Origin of the sequence: Keratinibaculum paraultunense, from assembly GCF_016767175.1 — a bacterium.
Taxonomy (GTDB): Bacteria; Bacillota; Clostridia; order Tissierellales; family Tepidimicrobiaceae; genus Keratinibaculum; species Keratinibaculum paraultunense.
The window spans coordinates 1,346,760-1,373,589 of record NZ_CP068564.1 but is presented as its reverse complement, the minus strand read 5'-3'; the positions used below and the strand labels follow the sequence as shown (position 1 = coordinate 1,373,589).

At 28.5% G+C, this 26,830-nt stretch carries 30 protein-coding genes; 27 read left to right on the top strand and 3 right to left on the bottom strand.

What is annotated here, in order from left to right; genetic code table 11:
- From mcrC to JL105_RS06790, 13 genes are all read left to right on the top strand, one after another.
- Positions 1–1,047: a 5-methylcytosine-specific restriction endonuclease system specificity protein McrC gene (gene mcrC, locus JL105_RS06855; protein WP_132026799.1), complete on the top strand. Its 1,047-nt coding sequence runs from the start codon at positions 1–3 to the stop codon at positions 1,045–1,047.
- A gap of 449 nt (positions 1,048–1,496) precedes the next feature.
- A complete protein-coding gene (locus JL105_RS06850) occupies positions 1,497–2,513 on the top strand; it encodes a DUF4236 domain-containing protein (protein WP_132026797.1) in 1,017 nt (338 codons plus the stop codon).
- A 124-nt stretch (positions 2,514–2,637) separates the two neighbouring features.
- Complete coding sequence (locus JL105_RS06845; protein ID WP_202690451.1) at positions 2,638–3,453, top strand: hypothetical protein; 816 nt, start codon at positions 2,638–2,640, stop codon at positions 3,451–3,453.
- Positions 3,454–3,461: 8 nt separating this feature from the next.
- A complete protein-coding gene (locus JL105_RS06840; RefSeq protein ID WP_132026793.1) occupies positions 3,462–3,857 on the top strand; it encodes an HIRAN domain-containing protein in 396 nt (131 codons plus the stop codon).
- A 58-nt stretch (positions 3,858–3,915) separates the two neighbouring features.
- Positions 3,916–5,505 carry a hypothetical protein gene (locus JL105_RS06835; protein ID WP_202690450.1) on the top strand — a complete coding sequence of 530 codons (1,590 nt, stop codon included), beginning with the start codon at positions 3,916–3,918 and terminating at the stop codon, positions 5,503–5,505.
- A gap of 143 nt (positions 5,506–5,648) precedes the next feature.
- Positions 5,649–6,782 carry a pyridoxal-phosphate-dependent aminotransferase family protein gene (locus tag JL105_RS06830; protein WP_132026791.1) on the top strand — a complete coding sequence of 378 codons (1,134 nt, stop codon included), beginning with the start codon at positions 5,649–5,651 and terminating at the stop codon, positions 6,780–6,782.
- A 150-nt stretch (positions 6,783–6,932) separates the two neighbouring features.
- Positions 6,933–8,555, top strand: a complete 1,623-nt coding sequence (locus JL105_RS06825) for a peptide ABC transporter substrate-binding protein (protein ID WP_132026789.1) — start codon at positions 6,933–6,935, stop codon at positions 8,553–8,555.
- Between the two features lie 148 nt (positions 8,556–8,703).
- Positions 8,704–9,636, top strand: a complete 933-nt coding sequence (locus tag JL105_RS06820; protein ID WP_132026787.1) for an ABC transporter permease — start codon at positions 8,704–8,706, stop codon at positions 9,634–9,636.
- A gap of 2 nt (positions 9,637–9,638) precedes the next feature.
- Positions 9,639–10,583, top strand: coding sequence for an ABC transporter permease (locus tag JL105_RS06815; protein ID WP_132026785.1), 945 nt, complete (start codon positions 9,639–9,641; stop codon positions 10,581–10,583).
- Between the two features lie 14 nt (positions 10,584–10,597).
- Entirely contained in the window at positions 10,598–11,602 is a 1,005-nt protein-coding gene (locus JL105_RS06810) for an ABC transporter ATP-binding protein (protein WP_132026783.1), read from the top strand.
- Between the two features lie 2 nt (positions 11,603–11,604).
- Entirely contained in the window at positions 11,605–12,564 is a 960-nt protein-coding gene (locus tag JL105_RS06805; protein ID WP_132026782.1) for an ABC transporter ATP-binding protein, read from the top strand.
- A gap of 80 nt (positions 12,565–12,644) precedes the next feature.
- Complete coding sequence (locus tag JL105_RS06800; protein ID WP_132026780.1) at positions 12,645–13,778, top strand: aldo/keto reductase; 1,134 nt, start codon at positions 12,645–12,647, stop codon at positions 13,776–13,778.
- Between the two features lie 75 nt (positions 13,779–13,853).
- Complete coding sequence (locus JL105_RS06790; protein ID WP_132026778.1) at positions 13,854–14,495, top strand: peroxiredoxin; 642 nt, start codon at positions 13,854–13,856, stop codon at positions 14,493–14,495.
- 35 nt (positions 14,496–14,530) lie between these two features.
- Here the strand turns inward: JL105_RS06790 and JL105_RS06785 are convergent, their stop codons facing one another.
- Positions 14,531–15,229 carry an arginase gene (locus JL105_RS06785; RefSeq protein WP_132026776.1) on the bottom strand — a complete coding sequence of 233 codons (699 nt, stop codon included), beginning with the start codon at positions 15,227–15,229 and terminating at the stop codon, positions 14,531–14,533.
- Between the two features lie 188 nt (positions 15,230–15,417).
- Between JL105_RS06785 and JL105_RS06780 the strand changes: the two genes are divergently transcribed.
- Both JL105_RS06780 and JL105_RS06775 read left to right on the top strand, forming a co-directional pair.
- Complete coding sequence (locus JL105_RS06780) at positions 15,418–15,570, top strand: hypothetical protein (protein WP_158279988.1); 153 nt, start codon at positions 15,418–15,420, stop codon at positions 15,568–15,570.
- Entirely contained in the window at positions 15,563–16,024 is a 462-nt protein-coding gene (locus JL105_RS06775) for a ribonuclease H-like YkuK family protein (protein WP_132026774.1), read from the top strand. The genes JL105_RS06780 and JL105_RS06775 overlap by 8 nt, the downstream gene beginning before the upstream one ends.
- Positions 16,025–16,072: 48 nt before the next feature.
- Here the strand turns inward: JL105_RS06775 and JL105_RS06770 are convergent, their stop codons facing one another.
- Complete coding sequence (locus tag JL105_RS06770; protein WP_132026772.1) at positions 16,073–16,666, bottom strand: metallophosphoesterase; 594 nt, start codon at positions 16,664–16,666, stop codon at positions 16,073–16,075.
- 157 nt (positions 16,667–16,823) lie between these two features.
- Between JL105_RS06770 and JL105_RS06765 the strand changes: the two genes are divergently transcribed.
- Both JL105_RS06765 and JL105_RS06760 read left to right on the top strand, forming a co-directional pair.
- A complete protein-coding gene (locus JL105_RS06765; RefSeq protein WP_132026770.1) occupies positions 16,824–17,384 on the top strand; it encodes a hypothetical protein in 561 nt (186 codons plus the stop codon).
- Positions 17,385–17,454: 70 nt separating this feature from the next.
- Positions 17,455–18,390: a 1-phosphofructokinase family hexose kinase gene (locus JL105_RS06760; protein ID WP_132026768.1), complete on the top strand. Its 936-nt coding sequence runs from the start codon at positions 17,455–17,457 to the stop codon at positions 18,388–18,390.
- A gap of 16 nt (positions 18,391–18,406) precedes the next feature.
- Here the strand turns inward: JL105_RS06760 and JL105_RS06755 are convergent, their stop codons facing one another.
- A complete protein-coding gene (locus JL105_RS06755) occupies positions 18,407–18,922 on the bottom strand; it encodes a nucleoside-triphosphatase (protein ID WP_132026766.1) in 516 nt (171 codons plus the stop codon).
- A gap of 233 nt (positions 18,923–19,155) precedes the next feature.
- On the opposite strand from JL105_RS06755, the gene JL105_RS06750 reads away from it, so the two are divergent.
- The 10 genes from JL105_RS06750 to JL105_RS06705 all read left to right on the top strand — a co-directional run bounded on the left by JL105_RS06750 (position 19,156) and on the right by JL105_RS06705 (position 26,760).
- Entirely contained in the window at positions 19,156–19,341 is a 186-nt protein-coding gene (locus JL105_RS06750) for a hypothetical protein (protein WP_132026764.1), read from the top strand.
- Positions 19,342–19,422: 81 nt separating this feature from the next.
- Positions 19,423–19,869 carry a DUF874 domain-containing protein gene (locus JL105_RS11770; RefSeq protein ID WP_202690448.1) on the top strand — a complete coding sequence of 149 codons (447 nt, stop codon included), beginning with the start codon at positions 19,423–19,425 and terminating at the stop codon, positions 19,867–19,869.
- Between the two features lie 207 nt (positions 19,870–20,076).
- On the top strand, positions 20,077–20,766 hold the full coding sequence (locus tag JL105_RS06740) for a response regulator transcription factor (protein WP_132027003.1): 690 nt from the start codon (positions 20,077–20,079) through the stop codon (positions 20,764–20,766).
- The gene (locus JL105_RS06735) at positions 20,759–21,832 is read left to right on the top strand and encodes a sensor histidine kinase (RefSeq protein ID WP_132026762.1); all 1,074 of its coding nucleotides are present in this window, start codon (positions 20,759–20,761) and stop codon (positions 21,830–21,832) included. Before JL105_RS06740 ends, JL105_RS06735 begins: the two co-directional genes overlap by 8 nt.
- Positions 21,833–22,000: 168 nt before the next feature.
- Positions 22,001–22,654 carry an N-acetylmuramoyl-L-alanine amidase family protein gene (locus JL105_RS06730; RefSeq protein ID WP_158279987.1) on the top strand — a complete coding sequence of 218 codons (654 nt, stop codon included), beginning with the start codon at positions 22,001–22,003 and terminating at the stop codon, positions 22,652–22,654.
- 267 nt (positions 22,655–22,921) lie between these two features.
- Positions 22,922–23,800: a patatin-like phospholipase family protein gene (locus JL105_RS06725; RefSeq protein WP_132026758.1), complete on the top strand. Its 879-nt coding sequence runs from the start codon at positions 22,922–22,924 to the stop codon at positions 23,798–23,800.
- 85 nt (positions 23,801–23,885) lie between these two features.
- Positions 23,886–24,845: a DUF5700 domain-containing putative Zn-dependent protease gene (locus JL105_RS06720; RefSeq protein WP_132026756.1), complete on the top strand. Its 960-nt coding sequence runs from the start codon at positions 23,886–23,888 to the stop codon at positions 24,843–24,845.
- Complete coding sequence (locus tag JL105_RS06715) at positions 24,835–25,548, top strand: hypothetical protein (RefSeq protein WP_132026754.1); 714 nt, start codon at positions 24,835–24,837, stop codon at positions 25,546–25,548. The genes JL105_RS06720 and JL105_RS06715 overlap by 11 nt, the downstream gene beginning before the upstream one ends.
- 99 nt (positions 25,549–25,647) lie before the next feature.
- Positions 25,648–26,142 carry a PTS sugar transporter subunit IIA gene (locus JL105_RS06710; RefSeq protein WP_132026752.1) on the top strand — a complete coding sequence of 165 codons (495 nt, stop codon included), beginning with the start codon at positions 25,648–25,650 and terminating at the stop codon, positions 26,140–26,142.
- 135 nt (positions 26,143–26,277) lie between these two features.
- Positions 26,278–26,760 (top strand): PTS sugar transporter subunit IIA, encoded by a 483-nt coding sequence (locus JL105_RS06705; protein WP_132026750.1) that lies wholly within the window; start codon positions 26,278–26,280, stop codon positions 26,758–26,760.
- The last annotated feature ends 70 nt before the right edge of the window (positions 26,761–26,830 follow it).

Here is a 26,830-nt window from a genome sequence, read left to right as displayed (position 1 = left end):
ATGATTCCTATAAGAAATATTTATTATATGCTTTGTTATGCTTGGGAAAATACCCTTAAACAAGAGGATGAAGTCCTTTTAGATACGGAGGCTTTTGATAATATATATAATCTCCTTTCTTTTATTTTAATACAAGAAGTCACTAAACTTATAAAAAGTGGAATTGCAAGGGGATATGTAGGTTACAGCGAAAGGTTGCCTCTTGTTAGAGGCAAAATAAATTTAAATAATACCCTTAAAAAGCAAACATTAATAAGAAAGCAAATAGTATGTGATTATGATAAGTTTTCAGAAAATATAACTATGAATCAAATAATTAAATCTACAATGGAAATTCTTCTAATTTGTCCAGAAGTAGATAAAAAGTATAGAGAACAATTTAAAATGTTACTGAGGAATTTTACAAATGTAGATAGTATAGATTTGAATAATATTCATTGGAATCGTATAGCTTATAATAGAAATAATAAAAAATATCGACTAATAGTTAATGTATGTGAACTTATTAATACTGGTCTTATAGTTAAGGGAGAAAAAGGTAGTAGCAAATTTCCTGCTTTTATCAGGGATAGAGCTATGGCAAAATTGTATGAAAAGTTTATATTGAACTTTTATAAGTATGAATTAAAGGATATAAAGACATCGTCTTCTTGGATCAACTGGCAATTAGATGAACCTCCAAGAGACAACCTACTTCCAATAATGAAAACCGATATAGAATTAGAAGGAAATGGCAAGAAACTAATAATAGATACAAAATACTATGCCAATGCTTTATCCAAGAGTAATTTTTCAGAAACTAAAACGTTAATATCTAGCAATCTATACCAAATATTTGCCTATGTTAAAAATACAGAATATGAAGGAGAAGTAAGTGGTATGTTATTATACCCAACAGTTAATTATGATTTAGATAGTAAATACAAAATGTCTGGTAATAATATATATGTAAAAACCGTAAATTTAGGAGAAGACTTTGATAAGATAAAAAGCAGATTGTTGAGTATAGGTTATATATTATATGATACAGAAAATAATATAGTTTAATAATGAAGAGAGATAATTTTGATGGATAATGATATAAATTTTCCTGTCAGAAACAGCATTTTTAATTAGAAAATCCCTAGATATAGAAGGACTTTTTGGATTCATTACTTATTATTATGAACGCTAATAGATTTTGAAGCAGAATTTGCAGAAGATGACTACAAATATCTAGAACAATTTGGAGATTTAGGACAAGATATTCTAAACAAAATAATAATACAATATTACAAAGAAAACATAAAAAATATGGGAAAATCTTAGTATTTGCAATAGATATAGCTCATTGCATAAAATTAGAGGTAAACATATAGATTGGGAATCTTGTTCTAAGGTATTGGATAATGGGGAGAAGAGAAGGGTTTTGAAGAAGGGATGGTAGGAAATCAAATTTGTTAAATTATAGATAAAAAATAATTTTTTATGAAATTCGATAGAGGGAGGTCTTTAATATGGGATTTAGAATAAGAAAAAGCATCAATCTTGGAGGTGGATTTAGAGTAAATCTAAGTAAATCTGGCGTGGGATATAGCTGGGGAGTACCGGGGTATCGTGTAACCAAAACAGCCAAGGGTAATGTAAGGAAAACTTATTCCGTTCCTGGAACTGGTCTTAGTTATGTCGAAGAATCAAGCAATAAAAATAGGGGTAATCCTTCAATCACTGCAACTCAGGAACCTATTATGAAAGATATTGTTAGTGCTGATATAGAAAGCTATCAACCTGTAGAATATAAAGATTTTATCACTTCTATTGAAAAAATACTTTCATTGAACAAGATTTCTAATTGGTTATGCTTTACATTTTTATTGGCGTTCAAAAAGATATTTCTATTTACAGGAATAATAGGTCTATTTTTAAAAATTTATGTTAAAACTAAAGGTAAAATAAGCATAGACTATGAACTAGATGAATTCTACATAGAACGTCATAATAAAACAATAGCTGCTTGGGAGATTTTAAATAAGTCTTCGTCATTATGGCAAATATTACAATCAGGTGATGTTTCAAATCGAAAAATTTATGCTGGAGCATCAAGTTTAGTTAATAGAAAAAATTTTAAAATAATAGAAAAAGCACCTTTTTATCTGAAAACTGATATAAGAATAATTCAAGTTAAGCTTCATAAAGAAACACTTGTTTTTTTACCTGATAAGGTCGTTGTAATCAAGGGCTCAAAAATAGGGGCAATTTCTTATGATGATATTCATATCGATATAAGCTATACTAATTTTATTGAAACCTCAACAGTTCCCAAAGATACAGAGATAATAGATTATACATGGGAAAAGGTTAATAAAAATGGAACACCAGATAAAAGATATAAAGATAATAGACAATTACCTATTTGTAAATATGGAGTTATTAATCTTTATTCTAATTCTGGGCTAAACATAATCCTATATTGCTCAAATCCCAAAACTGCAATTGAATTTGGAGAATTAATAGGCATAGAATATGCTAGATAGTCGATAAGGTTCTGATTTTATCGAATGTGCTAATAATAAAATAGGAGATAGAATCTACAATACCAATATGAAATTTTCAATTATAAGATATAATATATATAATCAGATAAAAGAAGGAGATACCATGTCAAATTTAAAAATTCATCTAAAGTATCAATCTTTAATAGATAAATACAATATTTTAAAAGAAGAATTAGCTCGTTTAATTGAAACAAAAGATTATCTAATAGAGCACAAGAGAATTAAACTTGAAACAGACTATATAAATAAAATTGGAAAATATGAATATAAAATTTTTGAAATTGAAACCCAAATTTTGCGAACCCATAGAAAAATTCAAATGATACAGGCTAAAATCAACCATCAGGAGAAAATAGATGAAGAAGAAATAGAAAAACAATTGGACAAAGAATATAAAGAATATATGGATAAATTGAAAATAATGGCAGAAGACATTAGGACTGCTAAGGAAATAAGTAATTTAAAGGATTTAAGTATTGAAGAATCCAAAGAATTAAAAAGGCTTTACATAGAAATTGCAAAAGAACTACATCCTGATTTAAATTCTAATATCACAGAAAAAGAAGAAGTTTTGTGGCAAAGAGCTAAGAATGCTTATGAAATGGGAGATTTGGATTTACTTAAAATTTTTTATGAAATGGCTATGGAAAATGAGAACATAGAAGAAATAAATTCTATGGAAGAATTAAGAGGGAAAATTAAATTTTTTAAAAATAAAATATATACTATTTCTATGGAAATAGAAACTATTCAAAATGATTTTCCCTTTAATCAGGAAACATTTTTAATGAATGAGGAGAAAGTTACGGAAAAGCAAGAGGAATTGAAGGAAAAAATTGAAATAGCAAAATTAATATTAGAAATGACTGAAAAAGAATTATTAGAATTATTGCCAAGTAAAAATAGTTATTTGAATTGAGGTGCAATATGAGTAATATAGAGAAACCTACAAAAAATGCCATAATAGAAATAATAAATAAAGTGGGTAATATAGAATTAGGCAAACCTTTCCAAAGGGAAATATTTCTTATAGATACCCATGTGGCGGGCACTACTTATGTGGAAGATATAGATGCTATAGGGGAAAATATAGTAAAAGGGACTAAATTAAATTTTTTTAGGGAAAAAGATAATAAATATGATGAATTAGCTATAATAATCAAGGATGAAAAGGGAAATAAAATTGGCTATGTACCCAAAGAAAAAAACGAAGTTTTGGCAAGACTTATGGATGCAGGGAAATTAATATATGGTATAGTAGAGGATAAAGAATATATAGATAATTGGCTAAAAATAGATATTAGTATATATTTGAAAGATTAATATAGATAAGGATGATTTGCAAGAAATTAATTAATAAATATTAGGAGGCGAAGTTTGTATGGAACAAAAAGGAAAGAAAGTAAATTTTTCTAAAATTGTAAGAGTACTATTAATACCATTGTTAGCATTTATTTTATGGTATATATTTTTACCAGCGATCAACTTACATTCTTTTGAATTTTGGATTTATTTGATAATTAATTTATTATTTATAGTAGTTATACTAATTACCTTTGACAAGAAGTATTATAAATTATTTATAGCACCAGGGATTTTATTGGCACTATTAATTGTGTTAAAATTGTCTTCAACTGTGATATTTCATCCAACTAGATACGCTAATTTAATTAATAGGGAAAATAGTTCTTTTGAAGAAGATATAAAGGAAGCCTCTTTTGAGCAAGTCCCTACAGTTGATAGAGATACAGCCCAAAGATTAGGTAGTAGAAAGATGGGAGAAATGTTGGATTTAGTTTCTCAATACAATGTATCTGACGCTTATACTCAAATTAATTACAAGGGTAAGCCTGTAAGGGTTACACCTCTAGAATACAATGGATTTTTAAAATGGATAGGCAACAAGAATGAAGGTATTCCTAATTATATTATAGTGGATATGATAGATGGAAAAGTAGAGCTAAAGAAACTCAAAAATAACATAAAGTATTCTAAGTCAGATAAATTTTCAAGAAATATCTATAGGCATTTAAGACTAAAATATCCTAAGGACATGTTCTTTGAAATTAACTTTGAAATTGATGAAGAGGGAGTTCCTTATTGGGTAGCACCAGTATATCACAATACTATCGGTTGGTTTGGTGGGTTTGATGTAAAGGAAGTAATACTAACCGATGCAACAAATGGTGAGACGAAAAAATACAATATAGAAGATGTACCCAGATGGGTTGATAGGATTTATGATGCTAACGAAATAATCAGGCAACTTAATTGGAATGGTGGGCTTCAATCAGGATTTTTCAATTCCATATTTGCTCAAAAAGGTGTATTGCAAACAACAGAAGGTTACAATTATTTAGCTATAGATGATGATGTTTATCTGTATACAGGTATGACTTCTGTAGGAGCTGATGAATCTAATGTTGGATTTGTGCTTGTAAACATGAGAACAAAGGATACTAAATTTTATAAGATGTCATCTGCGGAAGAGTTTTCAGCTATGGAAAGTGCTGAGGGAGCGGTGCAGGAGAAAGGATATATATCAACTTTTCCAATACTATTAAATATAGGTAATAAACCGACTTATTTTATGTCATTAAAAGATGAAGCGGGGCTTGTTAAAATGTATGCATTAGTTGATGCTGGCAATTATCAGCAGGTATCTATTGGTACAACAGTAGATAATGTAGTTAGTACTCATTTAGGCAAGGATATAACCAATCTTCAATCTGAAGCGGATGAAGAACCTACGGAGTTTTTAAATATAACGGGTAAAATCATTGGTATTGAATCTGTGGTCATAGATGGGAATACTCATTATTATTTCTTATTGGATAATAGTGATAAAATATTTATAGCTAATATTGAAGTATCAGAAAATCTGCCCTTTATAAAGATTGACGATGAAGTTAATATTGAATACTATGAAAAAAATAATTTAAACCAAGTAACAAAAATAGAATTAAAATAAAGATAGAAAAGCTTATTCTACCAGGAAAATAGTAGTATTTTCAATCCTATTATATTGACACGATAAAATTGTAATGATACTATAAATTTAATGGGTACACTTTTAAAGTGATATAATACACTTGCAAAATGGAGGGGATATTTTTGAAAAAACCTTTAATTATGACTCCTGGACCTACAGAGATTCATGAAGATGTGCGGAAAGCTATGGCTCAGGATATAACTAATCCAGATTTAGATATTGATTTTTTTGAATTTTACAAACAAACCTGTGATAAGTTGAAGAAATTATTAAATACTAAAAATGATGTACTTATATTAAATGGTGAGGGTATTTTAGGGTTAGAGGCTGCATGTGCTTCTTTAATAGAACCAGGAGATAGAATACTTTGTATAGACAATGGTATATTTGGAAAAGGTTTTGGTGATTTTGCTAAGATATATGGTGGGGAAGTTATATATTTTGAAGGAGATTATAGAAGGGCTATTGATTTAAATGAATTAAAGGATTTTTTGGAAAAAGATAATGATTTTAAGTTAGCTACTTTAGTTTATTGTGAAACTCCTTCTGGTATAACTAATCCTGTAGATGAAATATGTCCATTATTAAAGGAATACGGAATAATTTCCGTGGTAGATGCAGTTTCTGCTATTGGGGGCGAACCTATTGAAGTAGATAAATGGCAGATGGATGTGGTTCTAGGGGGAAGTCAAAAATGTTTATCGGCTTCACCAGGATTAACTCTTTTAAGTATTAGTAAGGATGCTTGGGATATTATACTTAACAGAAATATACCTATTAAATCTTTTTATTGCAATTTGGCTTTGTGGAAAAACTGGTATGAAGAAAAATGGTTTCCTTATACTCAACCTATAAGTGACATATATGGATTAGACTGTGCAGTAGACAGGATATTGGAAAGAGGAGATTATATAGAAAGACATAAAAAAATTGCCAATGGAGTTAGAGAGTCTTTCATTCAAGCTGGACTAGAATTATATCCTTTAAGTGGATATTCTAATACAGTTACTACAGTTTTAATTCCAAAGGGAATAAGTTTTAATGAAATATTTAGTAGTATGTTGGAAGATCATAATATTATGATAGCAGGAGCCTTTGATTATTTAGAAAATAAGGTAATTAGAATAGGACATATGGGTGAAAATTGTTATGAAGATAAGACTTACATTACCTTAAAGGCATTAAATAATGTATTTAAAAAACATGGAATTAAATTAAATGGCAGTTTGCATAAATATTTTGTTGATATTATGTAGTTATTTCTTGTTATTAGCCTTTTATGCTTTTTATAGTATAAGAGGCTTTTTTATTTTTTATAAATTTTATACTAACCAAGGATATGAATTCATATAATGTTATAAAGAAATTTATATTTTGCAGAACAAATTAAAAGGGGGTTAAATTTAATGAAGAAGAAATTTTCAATCCTTTTGAGCATTATCCTTTTAGTATCAGTGCTCTTTACAGGATGTTCTAACTCGGATGGAGATACAGGGGTTAAAAAGATTTTAAGATCTAATAACAGCAGTGAACCGGGTTCCTTAGATCCTCCATTAGCTCAAGGAACTCATGAGTCTTGGATATTAGAAAATATATTTGAAGGGCTCATGACATTCGATGAAAAAGGGGAGTTAGTACCAGGTATGGCTGAAGATTATGAAATTTCAGAGGACGGGTTAACTTATACTTTTACTCTTCGTGATGATATCAAATGGTCAAATGGTGATCCAGTAACGGCTGAAGACTTTGAATTTAGTTGGAAGAGGGCTTTAGATCCAGAATTAGCTGCAGATTATGCACATATACTTTATTACATTAAAGGTGCAGAAGCCTATAATACAGGGGAAGGTTCAAGGGACGATGTGGCTGTTAAGGCTTTAGATGAGAAAACCTTAGAAGTAACTTTAGAATCTCCAACAGCATATTTTTTAGAATTAACTGCTTTTTACACATATTTTCCAGTGAATAAAAAGGTGGTAGAATCCAATCCAGATTGGGCAAAAAAATCTGAAACTCATGTTTCTAATGGACCATTTAAATTAGTTAAATGGGAACATAATGCTAAGATTGCTATGGAAAAGAATGATTTGTACTATAATGCAGATAAGATTAAATTAGATGGTATTGAATTGGATATTATAGAAGACCAAAATACTGCATGGCAAAAATATGAAGGTGGAGAATATGATATTTTGGTAGATATACCAACATCGGTAGTTGCACAACTTCAAGCAGAAAATGATCCTCAATTACACATAGGACCTCAAGTTGGCACTTATTATTATAATGTAAATCCAGATGTTAAACCATTTAATAATGTAAAGGTAAGAAAAGCTTTATCTATGGCATTAGATAGGGAAACTATAGTAAAAGATATTACTCAAGGCGGTCAAATAGCAGCTGAAGGTGTGGTTCCTTATGGACTAAAGGATGAAAATGGTAAAGAGTTTAGAGATAGTGTTGGCAAATTAATTGAATATGATCCAGAAAAAGCAAAAGAATTATTAGAAGAAGGTTTAAGTGAAGAAGGAATGACTATTGAAGATTTTAATAACAGTAATTTTGTTCTTCTTTATAACACTTCAGAATCCCATAAAAAAATTGCACAAGCTGTTCAAGAAATGTGGAGAACTGTTTTAGGGATTGAGATAGGCCTTGAAAATGTTGAGTTTCAAGTAAAACTTGATAGAGAAAAAGCAGGGGATTATGACATATCTAGAGGGGGATGGATAGGAGATTTTATGGATCCTATGACGATTTTGGAACTTTGGTGGTCAAAGAGTGCTTTTAATGATGTAAATTACAATAATCCAAAGTATGATGCATTATTAGATGAGGCAAAATCAACAATAGATCAAAAAGTTCGCATGGAAGCTATGAGAAAAGCAGAGAAGATGGTAATGGAAGATATGCCAGTTATTTCAGTATATTTCTATACTCAACCATATGTTTTAAGAGATGGAGTAAAAGGCGTTGTAAAGGTTCCTATAAGATATCCAGTAATAACTTATGCTGATATAACTAAATAGTTTAAAAATTTCTGGGACAGCACTAGTACTGTCCCAGATGAAATAATAATGTATGGTTTAATCTGATGTTTATTTAAATTTAAAAAGACGATTTATACAAATATAAGCTTTCATTTTATATTTAGTATAAAGGAAAAGGGGAGGTAATATGAGTAAATATATTATAAAAAGGCTTGCAATGGCTATAGTTACTTTATGGGTAATAATTACTATTACTTTTATTTTAATGCACTCTGTTCCTGGAGACCCATTTGCTAATGAAAATAAAAGAATACCTGAGGCAGTTTATCAAAACTTGCTTAGAAAATATGGATTAGACAAACCTTATAGTCAGCAGTATTTAATGTATTTAAAGAATATTGCTAGAGGGGATTTTGGAGAATCCATGAAATCCAATACTGAAACTGTAAATGAAATGATTGCAAGGGGGTTTCCTGTTTCTGCTTATTTAGGAGCACAAGCTCTTTTCATAGCTTTGATATTTGGACCTGCTCTTGGTGCAATAGCAGCATTATATCAGAATAAATTGCCAGATTATATTTCTATGATTATTTCTATTGTAGGTGTTTCTGTACCTAGCTTTGTAATGGGAACTTTTTTAATTCAATTTATTGCTAGGAAAATTAACTGGATACCTATAGGAGGCTGGGGAGAATGGAGACATACTTTGTTGCCATCTATTGCTTTGGCAATGATGCCATTAGCTCAAATGGCAAGGCTGATGCGTTCTAGTATGTTAGAGGTAATAGGGCAAGATTATATTAAAACTGCAAAATCCAAAGGAATTTCTAAATTGTCAGTTATTTTGAAACACGCTGTTAGGAATGCAATATTACCTATTGTATCCATATTAGGGACTACAATTTCTAATCTTTTAGTAGGTAGTTTTGTTATTGAAAAGATTTTTGGTATTCCTGGTTTAGGAATGTTTTTCACAACTTCAATATATAACAGGGACTATACTTTAATAATGGGAATTACAGTTTTTTATGCAATTATATTAATTGTAATGTTATTATTTGTTGATGTTGCATATACATTAATAGATCCTAGAATTAGACTTACTGAGGAGGGACACTAAAAATGAGAAACGATATAGTATATACCAAGGAAATGTTTGAAAAAGCTCCTCAAGAATTGAGAGATTCTGAAAAAATAAAAAGGCCTAATATAAAATATTGGGCTGATGTATGGCGTAGATTAAAACAAAATAAATTAGCTATGACTGGCTTAGTACTTTTAATAATTTTAACTATTATGTCCATTGTAGGACCGCAAATAAGTGGATATAAATATTATGAGCAAAATTTAAAAAAGATCAATGTTAAACCGAATAAAGAACATTGGTTTGGTACTGATGAATTAGGCAGGGACTTATTTTCTCGTACTTGGTTGGGTACTAGATATTCTTTAATCATTGGGATACTTGCAGCTCTTATTGACTTTGGTATAGGGGTTTTATATGGAGGAATTGCTGGAATGGCATCTCCTAAGGTAGATTCTATTATGATGCGAATAGCAGAGGTTATTTATAGTATTCCTTATATGTTAGTTGTTGTGCTACTATCTGTAGTATTTTCAGAGGCAGGAGCGGGAACTTCCATGTTTGTTTTAATTCTTGCTATGACTATAACAGGATGGGTGCCTATGGCTAATTTAGTTAGAGGACAGGTACTTCAACTTAGAGAATCAGAATACTCATTAGCTTCAGAATCTATAGGTGCTTCTAAGGGATGGATTCTTAGAAAACATATTGTGCCAAATACCTTAGGACCTATTCTAGTTAATTTAACTTTAACTATACCAGTAGCAATATTTTCAGAAGCAACTTTAGGTTTTTTAGGATTAGGTTTACAGCCACCTAAACCAAGTCTTGGAACTTTAGCTAACGATGGTTTAGCTGTTATGCCAATAGGACTTTTTTATCAAATATTGATACCAGCAGTGTTAATATCTATTTTAATGTTTTCATTTAATGTATTAGGTGATGGCTTAAGGGATGCACTTGATCCAAGATTACGTAAATAGAAAGAGGTGGGAAAATGGAGAAGTTGTTAGAAGTGAAGAATTTAGCAGTATCTTTCCAAACTTTTTTTGGAGAGGTTGAAGCCGTGCGTGGCGTTAGCTTTCATGTGAATAAAAAAGAAACTGTGGCTTTGGTAGGAGAGTCAGGTTGTGGTAAGAGTGTAACAGCAAGTTCTATTATGCAGCTACTTCCTATGCCACCTGCATTTTATAAGAATGGACAAATTCTATTTGAAGGTGAAGATATTGTTAAAAAAAGTGAAAAAGAAATGCAGCAAATTCGTGGAAATCAAATTTCTATGATATTTCAAGACCCAATGACTTCATTAAATCCAACTATGAAGATTGGAAAACAAATAGTGGAGGGATTAGTTAAAAATAAAAAATTAAGTTCTAGTGAGGCAGAAAAGAAAGCTATAGAAATGTTAAATCTAGTGTCTGTACCTCAACCCAAAAAAAGGATTAAGCAATATCCTCATGAATTTTCAGGTGGTATGCGTCAAAGAGTTATGATAGCAATTGCTATGGTTGCAAATCCTAAGCTTTTGATAGCTGACGAACCTACTACTGCACTAGATGTAACCGTTCAAGCACAGATATTAGACCTTATGAAGGAGATTCAAAATCAATTTGATACGTCTATTATTTTGATTACTCACGATTTAGGTGTTGTTGCTGATATGAGCGATAGAGTTATTGTAATGTATGCTGGGCAATTGATGGAAGAAGGTACAGTATATGAAATTTTTAAAAATCCAAAACATCCTTATACTAGAAAGTTATTAGGTAGTGTTCCTCGTCTAGATATGGATAGATCTGAAATACTACATTCTATTGAGGGAACGCCTCCTGATTTGTATGCTCCTCCTAAGGGTTGCCCATTTTTCGATAGATGTGATGAGGCTATGGTTATTTGTAAGGAATACATGCCAGAACGTGAATATCATACCGATACACATTATAGCTGTTGTTGGTTAAATCATCCAATGGCCAAAAGTGTAGCGGAAGGGAGTGTAGTATAATTATGGAACCTTTAGTTTCTGTGAGGAATATAAAAAAATATTTTGATGTTGGAGAAGGAAAATTAAAGGCTGTGGATGGTATTAGTTTTGATATATATCCTAGGGAAACATTTGGGCTTGTGGGAGAATCTGGATGTGGTAAGTCTACCGCTGCTAGAACAATGATTAGACTTTATGAACCTACAGATGGGCAGATGTTTTTTGAAGGAGTAAATATATACGAATTATCTAGACATGAAATGCAGGATATGCGTAGAAATTTTCAAATGATATTTCAAGATCCTTATGCATCATTAAATCCTAGGATGACAGTTGAAGAAATTGTAGCTGAACCTTTGAAAGTTCATCATATGTATGATAACTCTAAGAAATGTCATGATAGAGTAATTGAATTATTAGAACTTGTAGGTTTAAATGAAGAACATTCTTTAAGATTTCCTCATGAATTTTCTGGAGGGCAACGTCAAAGGATAGGGATTGCAAGGGCACTTGCATTAAATCCTAAATTTATAATATGTGATGAGCCTATATCTGCATTAGATGTATCTATACAGGCTCAAGTGGTTAATTTTTTAAAAAGATTGCAGGATGAGTTAGGGTTAACTTATTTGTTTATAGCTCATGATTTATCTATGGTTAGATATATTTCTGATAGAGTAGGGGTTATGTATTTAGGACATTTAGTTGAAATTGCAAGCTCAGAGGAACTTTATGATAATCCAATTCATCCATATACAAAAGCTTTGCTTTCAGCCATACCTATTCCAGACCCAGAAATTCAAAGAAATAGACACAGGATAATATTGGAAGGAGATGTACCAAGCCCTGTAGATCCTGAAGATAATTGTAGATTTGTTGATAGATGTCCTTATGCTGTAAAAGTGTGCAGAAAATTTTCCCCAAAATTAGAGGAAATAGAAAAAGATCATTTTGTCGCTTGTCATAAGGCAAAAAAAATATAATTTTTTTCATTAAAATTGAAGGAAAAACAAAATATTTGTAGAATATTCTATATACAGTATAATATTTAAGGGGGAATTTTATGCAATATAGGAATTTTACTAAAGACAATATTAAAGTATCAGCTCTTGGGTTTGGATGTATGCGTTTTCCAATACTGGATAATGATTCTAGTAAAATAGATGAAGAAAAAACTATAGAAATGCTTAGATATGCTATAGATAATGGAGTAAATTATATTGATACAGCTTATAATTACCATCAAGGCAATAGTGAATATGTAGTAGGGAAAGCTTTAAAAGATGGTTATAGAAAAAAGGTTTATCTTGCTACAAAGCTTCCAGTTTGGAAAGTTGAATCTTATAATGATTTTAATGAACTTTTAGATGAGCAATTAAAAAAATTAGATACTGATTATATTGATTTTTACCTTATGCATGCATTGAATAAGGAAAGATGGGATAAGATTAAAAAAATAGGTGTATTAAAATTTGCTGATGAAGTCAAAAAAAGTGGAAAAGTTAAATATATAGGATTTTCATTTCATGATGAACTAGATGTATTTAAAGAGATTATTGATTCCTATGATTGGGATTTTTGTCAAATACAATTAAACTATGTTGATAGGGATTATCAAGCTGGAGAAGAAGGATTAAAATATGCTTATAATAAAGGCATATCAGTAGTTATAATGGAGCCTATTAAAGGTGGAAAATTAGCAAATCCATCAGAGGAAATTAAATCTATATGGAATTTATATGAGGAAAAAAGAACTCCTGCTGAATGGGCTCTTAGATGGGTACTAAATCATAGAGAAGTGTCTGTAGTATTAAGTGGTATGAATAATATTGAACAAGTAAAAGAAAATATAAAAACTGTTTCTAATGCTAAAGCAAATTCTTTAAGTGAAGAGGAATTAAAATTAATAGATAAGGTTACAGATGTTTATAATGAAAAGATAAAAGTTGGGTGTACTGGATGTGAATATTGTCTTCCATGTGAACAAGGGGTCAGTATACCAGATATTTTTCAAATTTATAATGATTTATATGCATTTGGCACAGAAGAAAACTCTAAAAAAGCATATAGTTCTTTTATAGAAAAGGGAATAGATGCTTCTAAATGTATAGAATGTGGAAGATGCGAAGCAGCATGCCCACAAAACATTGAAATTATCAAATATTTGAAGGATGCTCATAAGATTTTAACTAAATAAAATAATATAATTTTCACCATTTTAGATTTAGATTAATATTATAATATTAAACAATATATATTGGTGGTGAAAATTATGAATGAAAATAGATGTTTAACTTTAGGGATGAAAGCACCAGATTTTTATGCTCAATCTACTTTTGGACCTCTGAAGTTATCTGATTTTGCTGGGAAATGGGTGGTTTTATTTTCCCATCCAGGGGATTTTACTCCTGTGTGAACTACTGAATTTATTGCTTTTGCAGAGCAATACAGTTCTTTCGTAGAAAGAAATGCTCAATTGATAGGTTTAAGTTTAGATAGTAATTCTTCACATTTAGCTTGGGTTTATAATATTTATCAAAACACAGGTATTCAAATTCCTTTTCCTATAATAGCGGACAAGGATATGAGTATAGCTAATATGTATGGTATGATTGCTCCAGATATTAGTACAAATACCACAGTTAGAAATGTATTTATAATTGATGATAAACAAATAATAAGAGCTATTCTCGTATACCCATTAACTAATGGAAGGTATATTCCTGAAATAATAAGGCTATTAACAGCTTTACAAACATCAGATAAGGAAAAAGTAGCTACACCTGCTAATTGGTTCCCAGGAGATCCAGTGGTAGTACCAGCACCTCAAACTTACGAAGAATTATTACGAAGAGTAAGTGGAGAAGAAGGATATTGTTGTGTAGATTGGTATTTGTGTTATAAAAATATATAGTTTAATTGTATAAAGAACATCTTAAAAGGTGTTCTTTATACAATATTAGGTAATATTTCTGATAATGATATATCTTTGGGGTTCCAATTTCTATGCTTAAGATTTATTACCATATATGGTCTATTAAAACTATCTACTAATTCAAAAAAGGCATAATCTAACCAGGGTGGGGTCCAAACTCCAGACCGTGCTATGTGTATAATAGATATTTTAGGGGAATTAGATATATTATTTGTATTTATATATTTTATATTAAATTTATTATTTATTTCATCAAATTGATTACTATTTTCAAATGAGAAAGGGCTTAAAATTATGTAAGCAGTTTGTGTGATGGAATCATCTAAAATTTTTCCTAACCAGTTAGCACAATTTACTTCAAATTGAAGAGATTTTAATCCTCCGTAGCCTAAATCGGTATGGGCATCAAACGAATAGATATTTTTACAATTGTAATACTTAGCTAAATGATAGCTTAAACTATGGGAGTCAGATACATATAGTTTTGCATCTTTTTCTATATTAAATTTAATAGATAAGACTTTTTTAAAGTTATTTATTAGCTGAGTATTATGTTTTATGGAGGATTCTATATCTTCTCCTTTTGCTTTTCCATTAAAATATCTTTGATACCATAGGAAATTTCTGTTTCTTTCATTTTCAATATATGAGCCTTGCCATTCTTTTTTTAAAGGTATAAAATAATCCCAGTCAATACTTAACATGCTGATCATATATAATCCCTCCCATATATTTATTATATCACTTTAAAGTAAGTTTAAACAAAAGAGGAAAATATATAATATTAGAGTTAAGGGAGCAGGTGAACTTACAAATTTATCTGAAATTAAGCAAACTTTACAGGAGCCACCTATGTTGAAAATATAGTATAATGAAAATAAAATATTGGATAAAATGTTAGATGCAGAAAAATTTATATATGCTACAGTTGAAAAAAAGAATATGTGGAAAATTGGTTAAAGATAAAAATAAATATATATTTGAAAGATTGATAGATAATGAATATAATAAATATATAGAAAATATAGAAAGAAGGAAGGGAGATTATGTATAGTCCAACTTATGGAAAAGTAAATTATAAGGAAATGATAGATATAATCAAAAGCTTTATAAATAAATCGCCAAATAGTATTTATAACATTTCCGTAGGTACAGATAGCCAAAATTTTGATTATACAAAAGTTGTGGTAGTTGTAGCTGTCCATAGGGTAGGACATGGAGGAATATTTTTTTATGATATTAAAACTGTGAAGAAAATATCTGGCATAAGTCAAAAATTATTTTATGAAACAAGTAATAGCTTATCTGTAGCTATGAAATTATCAGAAGTATTAGAAAAAGAAGGTATAGATTTTGGCATAAGTATTCACGTAGATGCTGGAAATAATGGTCAAACTTATAAGTTAATACCAGAAATAGTAGGTTGGATAAAAGCTTGTGGATTTGGTTGTGAAACCAAGCCTAATTCTTATGCAGCTTCTTCTATAGCGGATAAATATACGAAATGATTGATATTTTAAAATTAATTAAAATACCAGGGATTATCCCCTGGTATTTTAAGTAAAAGCGATAGCATATTTTTTATTTAAGCTAGAGTATTTTATTTGCTCTATTATTTTTAAATTATCCAGTTTCTTTTTGCCTAATTTATCTTCTATTATTTCCTCTAATGCTACAGGTTTATAATTATTATGTTCCACAGCTACATTAAAGTATTTATGTTTTTCATATTTAGGAGGTATTAATTTTTTATGGTGGTGACCATGAATATTTATAGTTTTATCTGGTAATTTCTTCATGGGTTTATGAGTTAATAAAAAGTGATATTCATCCAGTGAGAACTCCATTCTATTATAAAAGCTCACTTCTTTTTCCGTTAATAATTTTTTATATCTGAATTTGAAATCATGGTTGCCTTTGATTAAAATCTTTTCTCCATTTAAATTATTTAAAAGATATTTTAAGAACAATCTATTTCCTGCGAAAAAATCTCCTAGCACTATAATTATATCATCTTCTTTTATCCTATTATTCCAATTATAAATCAATGCATTATTCATCTCTTTTATATTTTCAAAAGGTCTGTTCCAAAACCATACAGCAAACCAATGACCAAAATGGGTATCTGATATTAAATATATATCTTTCAATTTTTAAAACCTCCTTATAATACAATCTTTTTCATTATAAACTAAACAATAGTTATTTTCAAGATTCTATTTTAATTTTATTTATAAATAAAAGAGGAATTTTAAATTTAATGTAGAAAAATGTAATATAGAGACTAATTATTGAGGAGGGGTATATTTGTCAAGTCTCGGTATAGTTCTCTTACTTATAATATTCATATTTATTGTTGATTATCCCAACATATTTATTCCAGTCATATTAGTAATTGGAGGAATATTATTTATAAAAAGCACAAGAGCTTATAATCAATTGACTGATAAAGAGAAAAAAACAATTAAAGCAAAAGATAGAGTATGGAGAAAATATAATGAAATAAAATCTATGATAAATTTTCCCATTGAAACTCATATTGTACATTACATAAAAGGTGATTCCAATATATTGAAGGGAAGTCTTCATATGTGGGTACAAGATAAAAACTTATGTTTTTTTCCTTTTATTGCATCTATTGATGGAGCCAATAGTATAAGTATGGATATAGAGAAAAATATATTTTTACTGCAAATAGCAATTGATGATATAGAATATTATTCTATAAAATCTGATAAATTTACGGTTTTAGTTTATGCTGTAAAAGGTGAGAAACATTTTATGTTTTTTACAAAAAGGGATTATGTAGTGTTTGAAAATTTATTACCAGGAAAAGCGTATTCCTATTTAGATAAAAAGAATTATTGAGAAATAATATAAAAAGTTATAAAAATTACGGAATATGCACTTTATTTACTGTGTAAAGGGGGAATTTAAATTGATTTTAACTGTGGCTTTGAACCCTTCCATTGATAGAAGATATTTTATTAATAATTTTGAAGTAGGCAAAAGTTATAAAGCATATGAAGTGGAATATACCCCTGGAGGCGATGGTCTTAATGTTGCTAAAATAATTAAAACATTTAATGAACCTATAAAAGTTACAGGTTTTTGTGGAGGGCGAAGTGGTGAATATGTGAAGGAATCATTAGATTGTTTAGGTATAGAGCATGAATTTACTAATATTAATGATGAAACAAGAAGCCGAATAGCTGTATTATCGGATTTCGGAATTCAAACTGAAATAATAGAAAGAAGTCCTTCTATATCTAGTGAAGAGGTACTTGAGTTTTATAAATTATATAGAAAGTTAGTAAGGGATGCGGATATAATATGTGCATCTGGAGACTTACCTAGAGGATTACCAGTAGATATATATAGGGATTTAATAGTTATGGCTAAAGAAGAAGGGAAAAAATTTATATTAGATACTAGTGGTGCAGCACTAAAACTTGGAATTAAAGCATCGCCTTTTCTAATAAGAGTCAATAGGAATGAATTAGAAGAATTAATGGGATTTATAATGACCTCTGAAACGGAGATGGTCAGAGCTGCAAAATATATAGTTGAAAATGGAGTGAAAATAGTAGTTATTTCCCTAGGTAAGGCAGGAGTATTGATGCTTAAAGAAGATTATTATTATAAAGTTAAGGTCCCAAGCGTAGAAATTGTAAATTCTTCAGGAGCTGGAAGTGCAATGATAGCTGGTTTTGCTGTTTCTTTATTTAGAGATTATGATTTTGAATATATATTAAAAATAGCAGCTGCTTGTGGTGCAGCTAATGCTATGGAAGCAGATGCAGGGAAGTTAAATATGACACTTATGAAAGGGATAATGAATGAAATAGAGATTGAAAAAAGAAAAATATGGTAGAATTTAAATTTGGAAATTACTTTAAATTCTGCTTTTGTATTATATCTATTATTTCTTTATGTAAGTAATTCCTATTATCTTTAGTGACTTCTATTATACAAACATTTTTCCTAGTTCTAATATTATTTAAAAATTCACAATCAAAATCCTTTAAAACTCCAAATACAATTTTATTGCTATCTAATATTTCATACACTTTAGAAGTAAAGGGTTCAATATTGTTTTCCATAAATCCTAATTCGTCCATTACTATTAAGTCTCTATTTTTTAGACTTTTATCTAAAAGAGTTACGATGGGATATTTGAAATTATCTATAAATACTTCTTTTGAATATTTTTTTATATTTATTTTTGCTATAGGATATTTTTCTGTATAGTCATATAAGGATACTATGGTAAAGGTTTTTATATGTTCTTCAATTTTCTTTTCTGTAATATATCCTCCTATAGAAAGATCAACTTCTTTAATTATTTTATTTAAAAGAGTGGATTTTCCTATACCTTTTTTTCCTGTTAAAAAAAGATTGTTCATGTTATTCACCTCTTTTGGGGAGAGATAGTTTTTTTGCTTTAAAATTTAAACATTCTAGTATATTTCTTTTATACCATATTCTATTCAAAAAATCACCTTCTCATAAGGAACAGCTCGCTTAAAATCCCTCGAATTATAAATAACGTTGACCTTTTTTAGATTTAAAATCTGCTAGTCAGGATAAAGATATTAGAAGAATAAGTTATAAAAAATGTATTAGAACCAATACCCCATTGAAAAAGTGGATAAAAGAATTAGGAGAATATGTAGAATATATTCTCCTTCATCTTAAACCGGATGATGAAAATATTAGATATATTAAGGAGTTATTGGTTACATATGGCATAAATCCTATAATAGCATTGGAATATAAAATAAATGATCTTGAATATGAAATTAAACGAATAAACAGATTATGAAAATATTTTTGACTATTTTTTACTATTATAAATTTATTTTATGATATAATGTTAATACGATAGAGTATAGGGGGTATTAATATGACCAATGAAGAGTTTCAAAAAATAGTATTAACTGAAATTAAATCATTAAGAGAAGAGTTAGTAGAATTAAAACAAGGGCAGATGAAGTTAGAAGAAGGGCAGATGAAGTTAGAAGAAGGGCAGATGAAGTTAGAAGAAGGGCAGATGAAATTAGAAGAAGGGCAAATGAAATTAGAACAAGGGCAGATGAAATTAGAAGAAAGGCAAATGAAGTTAGAAGAAGGGCAAATGAAATTAGAACAAGGACAAATGAAGTTAGAAGAAGGGCAAAATGAAATAAGGGATTGTTTAGATGCTGTAATTGAACAAACTGCTTATTTAAGTGAATTTAGGCAAGAGATTAATGAAAAATTAGATGTATTAATTGAAGAAAATGAGATATTGAAAGAGATAAGTGGTAGACATGAAGTAGATATTAGAAGATTGAAAAGAAAAATAATATAATAAGATATTATTAAGTGATAAAAAATACTGTATAAATAAGATCGTTTATTTATACAGTATTTTTTTATTTTTTAATTTATGCGTATTACTAAAAAAGATCTAAAGAAATGATATAATACAATTAATCAAAGATAAAATTTAAGTTAGGAGTTAATAGTAACTAATAATAGGAGAATAAAAATTTCTAAATAATTGACAAAGGATGATATTATGGGAAAGATTCTTATTGTAGATGATGAAAATGAAATAGCAGATTTATTAGAGTTTTATCTTAATAATGAAGGATATGGAGTAATAATAGCAAATACAGGTGAAGATGCAATCCATGTAGTTGAAAATAGTAGCGATAATATAGATTTAGCTTTATTAGATATTATGCTTCCAGATATTGATGGTTTCACTGTTTTAAAAACGATAAGGGAAAATAGTTTTTTCCCAGTAATCATGGTAACGGCAAGGATAGAGGACATTGATAAGATAAAGGGTCTTACAATTGGGGCAGATGATTATATTACTAAACCTTTTAATCCCTTAGAAGTAGTTGCTAGGGTAAAAGCTCAACTTCGTAGAACAAAATCCTATAATAAAACACAGGAATTAGAATTTATAGATATTAATGGATTACATATAGAATTAGCTTCCCACAAGGTGAGCATAAATGAAAAGGAAATAGATCTTACACCATTGGAATATGATATATTATTATATTTAGCTAAAAATAAAGGAAGGATAATATCTTCTGAAGAATTATTTACCAATATATGGAATGAAAGATATCTGGGAAATAACAATACTGTTATGGCACATATTGCTAGGTTAAGAGAAAAGATGTCGGAAGATGCTAGAAATCCAAAATTTATTAAAACTGTTTGGGGGGTAGGTTACATAATTGAGTGAGCATATAAAAAATAAAATTAAGAAAAAATGCTTAATTTGGTCTGCATTATATACTATATTTATAATATTCATGTTTTTTGTATTCAAATCGGTATTGGGTACAAGGATTTATTATGGAGATGAATTTTTTTATCCATTTTATCATTGGGCCAATAACAATAAGGTTTTTGTAGTATTTTTAATTTTAATACTTGGATATTTTACTATAATTTTAATATATTTTAAAAAGACATTAAAGTATATGGATGAGATTTTGGCTGCAATGGAGGAAATACATGTAAAAGATGATAAGCCAATATTTCTGTCTAGAGATTTAGAAGAAGTAAATGAGTACATGAATAGGATCAAATTTAATCTAAGAGAAAATGAGAGGATAGCCAGGGAATCAGAAAAAAGAAAAGAAGATTTAATAGTATACTTAGCCCATGATTTAAAGACACCACTGACATCAATTTTAGGCTATTTAAATATTCTTAAAGAGGAAGATGACCTAAGTGAAAGATTTAAAAAGAAATATCTACAGATTTGCTATGACAAAGCACTAAGGCTTGAAGAATTAATAAATGAATTTTTTGATATTACTCGCTATAATCTTAAGGATATAGTACTGGAAAAAACTCCAGTAGATTTTAGTTTTATGATGGAGCAAATAATATATGAATTTAAGCCATTATTGAAGGAGAAAAAATTAAATATAAATAGTGATATTGAGCCTGAAATTATATTGTCTATTGATCCAAATAAAATCGAAAGAGTTATTGACAATATAATTAGAAATGCAATTAATTATTCATATACGAAGAATACTATAGATGTTACAGTAAATAAAGATGATGAAAGCTTTATTAATATTCGTGTTATTAATAAAGGACCTACAATACCAGCTGAGAAGTTAGAACATATTTTTGATGAATTTTTTAGGATGGACCCTTCAAGAGATGCTAAAACAGGTTCTGCAGGACTTGGACTTGCAATTGCAAAATCCATAGTGGTAGCACATAATGGAAGTATTGATGCAAAAAGTGAAAATGAAACAACAGAGATGGTTGTAAAATTGCCTGCATAGAATTTTTAGGAAATTGTAAGAAAATCGTAAGCTTTCATTAAGAAAAAACGGAAAAACTATGTTTTAAATCTTGATATTATATTATTGAGATTTAGACATAGTTTTTTATTATTTATGGGGGGAATTAAATGAATAAAAATATAGCAATAATGAATGGAGGAATTCTATATGAAATTTAAACGATTGAGGTTTTTACTTTTATTAATCCTTTTAGTATTTATTGTTTTACAAATATTTCATCGATCCTCTTCTTTAATAGGAAGAATTTTTGGGACAAGTAATATTATAGTAATAGATCCTGGACATGGTGGGTATGATCCTGGAACCATTGGTATTAACGGTAGTTATGAAAAAGATATAAATTTGGATATATCCAAAAAATTATATGAAAGATTAAAATCTATGGATTATAAAGTACTCTTAACTAGGAATGTAGATGAATATGTGGATAATAGAGATAGGGCTAGATTTGCAAATAGAAAAAGAGCTAGAGTATTTATTAGTATTCACTGTAATTCTATTGAAGATAACAGCAATACTAATGGTGCCCAAGTTTTATATTTTCCTAATAGGGAAAGTAATGCTAATGAGACATTAGCTCAGATGATATTAGATCAGCTCTTGATAAGTACTGGAGCTAACAATAAGGGGATAGTGGAAAGGGAAGATTTAATAGTATTAAATCAAACGAAAATGCCTGCCATAATAGTAGAATGTGGATTTTTATCTAATGGGAATGAAGCAAATCTGCTGACAGAAGATGAATACCAAAACAAGATAGTAGATGGAATAGTTGAAGGATTAAGATGTTATATTAAGTAGTATAATTAAAATATTATAGAATTTTTAGCGGACAAGAAGATATAAGAAAATACATAAAATCAATAAACTAGATAATGTGAAAAAGAACCTATATTCAGTGGGTTCTTTTTCACACTACAGATTAAGAGTTATATATTACCAATAATTTTAGTAAAAGCAGTAGTTTTAGTTTTATAAGATATAGATTCAACTTATTATTCAAAAAGGGAAAAAGGTGTAAAAATTTTATAGAAAATATGTTAAAATTCATATAGAGGTGATGAAGATATGATAAATGCTAAAATAGGTTTAGTTCTTGAAGGTGGCGGTATGAGAGGAGCATATACATCAGGGGTTCTTGCTGCCCTTATGGATGAAAATATTAAATTTCCATACGTAATAGGAGTATCAGCTGGTGCTAACAATGGAGCTAATTTTGTAGCTGAACAGCGTGAGAGAAACAAAAAAGTATTTGTAGACTATGTAAACCACAAGGATTATTCAGGTCTAAAGCATTGGATAATAGGTAAAAGTTTTTTTAATATGGATTTCTTATTTGATACATTACCTAATGATTTAGTACCTTTTGATTATGAAACTTTTGAAAAATCTCCAACTGTTTTTAAGGTGTGTGTTACAGAATGTTCAACAGGTAAACCAGCTTATTTTGAGAAGTCCCAATTTAAGGGCGTAGAACTTATGGGTAGAATTCTTAGAGCATCAAGCAGTTTACCTATATTATCTCCGCCTGTAGAAATTGATGGGAAATTATATTTTGATGGTGGAATTACAGATTCTATTCCAATTGAAAAATCCATAGAAGATGGAAATAAATATAATGTAGTGGTTTTAACTAGGAACAAAGGGTATAGGAAAGAGCCACAGAAATTAGGACCATTTTCAAAACTTTATCTTAAAAAATATCCCAAAGTATTACATGCTATTGAGGTAAGGCATATTAAATATAATAAAACCTTAGAAAAAATTGAGAAATTAGAAAAAGAGGGTCTTGTATATGCATTTAGACCTATAGATGAAATAAAGGTAGGTAGACTAGAAAAGGATGTTAATAAATTAAATGATTTATATGAACAAGGTTACAGAGAAACAATGGAGCAAATGGATAAGTTTAAAAATTGGTTAAAAAATATAGAAGGGGAAAATTAAAATTTAAAATAATGTAGTTTATCATATTCTATTCCTAATATGCGTAAATATTTAATATAGAATTTTTAGGAATAGGGGGAAAAAAGTGAAATTAAATATGGATAGTTTAATAGCTTTTGAAGAATTAATAAGAGAGAATACATTTGATAACAAAAAGTTCAAAAAATTTACAAGTACAAAAGGATTTAGAGGATTTTTGGAACATGAGTGCTTAATTAATAATATGGAAACAAATGCTAAAAGTGTTAATGAAGAAATAAAAAATATGATGAAATTTCAAAACTATAAGGACAGGTATGGATTTTATAAAGTAAGGGATAACTTATTTCAACTAAGAGATGATATAAAATATATAGAAACAAATAAACGAAATATATTAGATAAAGCTATAGATAAAACATATAAAATAGTACCTAGTGATATGTCTTTAAATATTAATATATACTTATATATTGGAGGAAATGATGGAGGATTTACCCTTGGCAGAAAGAAAATATATATCAATTATGCTAAGTATATAGGAAATATTAATGAATTTATAAAAATCATTAGTCATGAATTGTATCATAGTAGAAATATTAGTTTTAAAAATAGATTTATTTTTTTTATAGAAACATTATTTACTGCTAATGTATTAGCTCATAAGACTATATCAAAAATAATAGAAGAAGGTATTGCTTGTTTAGTGCAACATGGTCCATATTTAATATCTGATGATCCCACTGGAACATTAACTAAAAGAAGTTTATTATTATTAAAAAATGAATTTGAAATATTAAATCAGATAATATTAAAAGAATATAAAGGTATTAAGGAACCAAAAAATATAGAGAAATTAAACATATATACTATAGGCTATCATATTATAACTACTATTTATGATAAAGAAGGAGTATTAATTTTAGATGATTGGACAAAAAATTTAAAACATAGAAGGATAATACAAAAATATATAGAAATATGTAATAATGATGATATAGTATCTGGATTTGATTGTGAAGTTGAAAAGATATTAATAAATAAGGAGGATTTTTATGCTAGATGAAGTATTTGAAAAATATATAGGTAATTTCAAGTATTTTATATTATTTTTTATATTATCTATAATTTTGGCATTTGTAATAAAAGATTCAAATGTTGTTACTCTTATATTAGATAATATTGGTATAAGTGATAGTCTAGAAGAAGTTTTAAATATTAAAAATGCAATTATATTTTTAATATTTATATTATTAGAAACGTACATAGGTACTTATGGTTTTGTACTTGCTAAGAAAGTTATAAGAAATGAAAGCATAGATATTGGTAATTTATTTATCAATACTTTTTCTTTTTATTTTAGAATATTAGGATTAAATTTACTTTATATTTTAATAATCTTAGTATTATCTTTTTTAATTAGACATTTTGTATTATCAACAACAAACTTTGAATTTATGATATTTAATTTAATATTATATTTAATTGCAATGATTTTTTTAAGTATGTTAACAAATATAGCTCAAAATTTTTTGGTATATAATGATGACAATATTATAAATTCCATAAAAGGCGGATTTAAGATAGGTAAAAAACATGTATTTAAGTTATTAGGATTATTAATAGTTGCGTCCTTAGTAGGGCAATTACCTAATATGGAAGCAGCAGAAACCAATAGGATAGTTTTCGGTTTAGGAGTTTTTATAATTAGTCTTTATCAAGCTTTTATGAATTTATATATAGCTAATTTATGTAAAGCTGAAAAATAGAATAATCTGTTGTAAATATGTAATAATCTTATTTTAAATTATTTTTACATATATAAATATGTTATAATAACTATAATAAAGGGGAAAGAGGTGGGTTATATGTTAAATTTTTTTAGAAAGAATAAACCTATAGAAATAGTCTCACCAATATCAGGTAAAATAATACCATTGGAGGAAATAGATGATGAAGGTTTTTCTACTAAACGATTAGGAGATGGTGTGGCAATTGAGCCAACAGATGGTAAGGTGATAGCACCCTTTGATGGAGAGATAACAAGTACGTATAAAGCTAATCATTGTTTAGTTATCAGATCTGAAGAAGGTATAGAATTATTGATACATATAGGGTTAGATACAATAAAATTAAAAGGTGAAGGATTTACTCAACATGTTGCTCTCATGGAAAAGGTAAAAAAAGGAGATATTATATTAGAAGCAGATTTGGAAATATTAAAAGAAAAAGGAAAGTCCATAATTTCACCGGTAGTTATAACTAATATGGGTAGAGTGGAAACATTAGAAAAAGCTGAAGGAGAGGTTGAAAAAGGTATTTCTAATATAATGACTGTAACTTTAAAGAAAAGTAAATATTAGTAAATAAGGCAAGGATATTTTCCCTGCCTTATTTTTATGTTTAATAGTTATTAATGGTATAATACATGATATAATAAATTAATAAACTTGAGTGTGTAAGTTCAATGAAATTAAATATAGGAGAGGAGAAGTAAAATGTTAAATTTCTTCAAAAAAAACAAAATAGTAGAATTAACATCACCTATGACAGGAAAGATAATCCCCATAGAAGAAGTACCAGATAAAGTTTTTTCAGATAAGATGGTTGGAGATGGAGTAGCCATAGAACCAGTGGATGGGGAAATAGTGTCGCCTATAGATGGGAAAGTTGCTACTATATTTCCTACCAATCATGCTATTGGATTAATTACAAAGGAAGGTTTGGAAATACTCATACACATTGGATTAGATACTGTTGAATTGAATGGATTAGGATTTAAAAGGCTTACGAAAAAGGATGCAAAAGTAAAAAAAGGAGATCCATTGATGGAATTTGATCCTAAATTAGTAGAAGAAAAAGGCAAATCTCCAATTACACCTATAATAATTACTAATATGGATAAAGTAAAAAAGATGGAGAAAAATACTGGGGATGTAGAAAGAGGGAATCAAATTATAATGACAATAGAATTAATTTAGTATAAACTTTTCAAGTTCCATGGGAAATTGTGAATTAATAACGTTTTCTGTGGGACTTGTTATTTTTTAA

Excerpts from the sequence above, each read along its gene's own strand:
- mcrC (WP_132026799.1), top strand. The coding sequence starts at position 1 with ATGATTCCTATAAGAAATATTTATTATATGCTTTGTTATGCTTGGGAA.
- JL105_RS06850 (WP_132026797.1), top strand. The coding sequence starts at position 1,497 with ATGGGATTTAGAATAAGAAAAAGCATCAATCTTGGAGGTGGATTTAGA.
- JL105_RS06845 (WP_202690451.1), top strand. The coding sequence starts at position 2,638 with ATGTCAAATTTAAAAATTCATCTAAAGTATCAATCTTTAATAGATAAA.
- JL105_RS06840 (WP_132026793.1), top strand. The coding sequence starts at position 3,462 with ATGAGTAATATAGAGAAACCTACAAAAAATGCCATAATAGAAATAATA.
- JL105_RS06835 (WP_202690450.1), top strand. The coding sequence starts at position 3,916 with ATGGAACAAAAAGGAAAGAAAGTAAATTTTTCTAAAATTGTAAGAGTA.
- JL105_RS06825 (WP_132026789.1), top strand. The coding sequence starts at position 6,933 with ATGAAGAAGAAATTTTCAATCCTTTTGAGCATTATCCTTTTAGTATCA.
- JL105_RS06820 (WP_132026787.1), top strand. The coding sequence starts at position 8,704 with ATGAGTAAATATATTATAAAAAGGCTTGCAATGGCTATAGTTACTTTA.
- JL105_RS06815 (WP_132026785.1), top strand. The coding sequence starts at position 9,639 with ATGAGAAACGATATAGTATATACCAAGGAAATGTTTGAAAAAGCTCCT.
- JL105_RS06810 (WP_132026783.1), top strand. The coding sequence starts at position 10,598 with ATGGAGAAGTTGTTAGAAGTGAAGAATTTAGCAGTATCTTTCCAAACT.
- JL105_RS06805 (WP_132026782.1), top strand. The coding sequence starts at position 11,605 with ATGGAACCTTTAGTTTCTGTGAGGAATATAAAAAAATATTTTGATGTT.
- JL105_RS06800 (WP_132026780.1), top strand. The coding sequence starts at position 12,645 with ATGCAATATAGGAATTTTACTAAAGACAATATTAAAGTATCAGCTCTT.
- JL105_RS06785 (WP_132026776.1), bottom strand. The coding sequence starts at position 15,229 with ATGATCAGCATGTTAAGTATTGACTGGGATTATTTTATACCTTTAAAA.
- JL105_RS06780 (WP_158279988.1), top strand. The coding sequence starts at position 15,418 with ATGCAGAAAAATTTATATATGCTACAGTTGAAAAAAAGAATATGTGGA.
- JL105_RS06775 (WP_132026774.1), top strand. The coding sequence starts at position 15,563 with ATGTATAGTCCAACTTATGGAAAAGTAAATTATAAGGAAATGATAGAT.
- JL105_RS06755 (WP_132026766.1), bottom strand. The coding sequence starts at position 18,922 with ATGAACAATCTTTTTTTAACAGGAAAAAAAGGTATAGGAAAATCCACT.
- JL105_RS11770 (WP_202690448.1), top strand. The coding sequence starts at position 19,423 with ATGACCAATGAAGAGTTTCAAAAAATAGTATTAACTGAAATTAAATCA.
- JL105_RS06730 (WP_158279987.1), top strand. The coding sequence starts at position 22,001 with ATGAAATTTAAACGATTGAGGTTTTTACTTTTATTAATCCTTTTAGTA.
- JL105_RS06725 (WP_132026758.1), top strand. The coding sequence starts at position 22,922 with ATGATAAATGCTAAAATAGGTTTAGTTCTTGAAGGTGGCGGTATGAGA.
- JL105_RS06715 (WP_132026754.1), top strand. The coding sequence starts at position 24,835 with ATGCTAGATGAAGTATTTGAAAAATATATAGGTAATTTCAAGTATTTT.
- JL105_RS06710 (WP_132026752.1), top strand. The coding sequence starts at position 25,648 with ATGTTAAATTTTTTTAGAAAGAATAAACCTATAGAAATAGTCTCACCA.
- JL105_RS06705 (WP_132026750.1), top strand. The coding sequence starts at position 26,278 with ATGTTAAATTTCTTCAAAAAAAACAAAATAGTAGAATTAACATCACCT.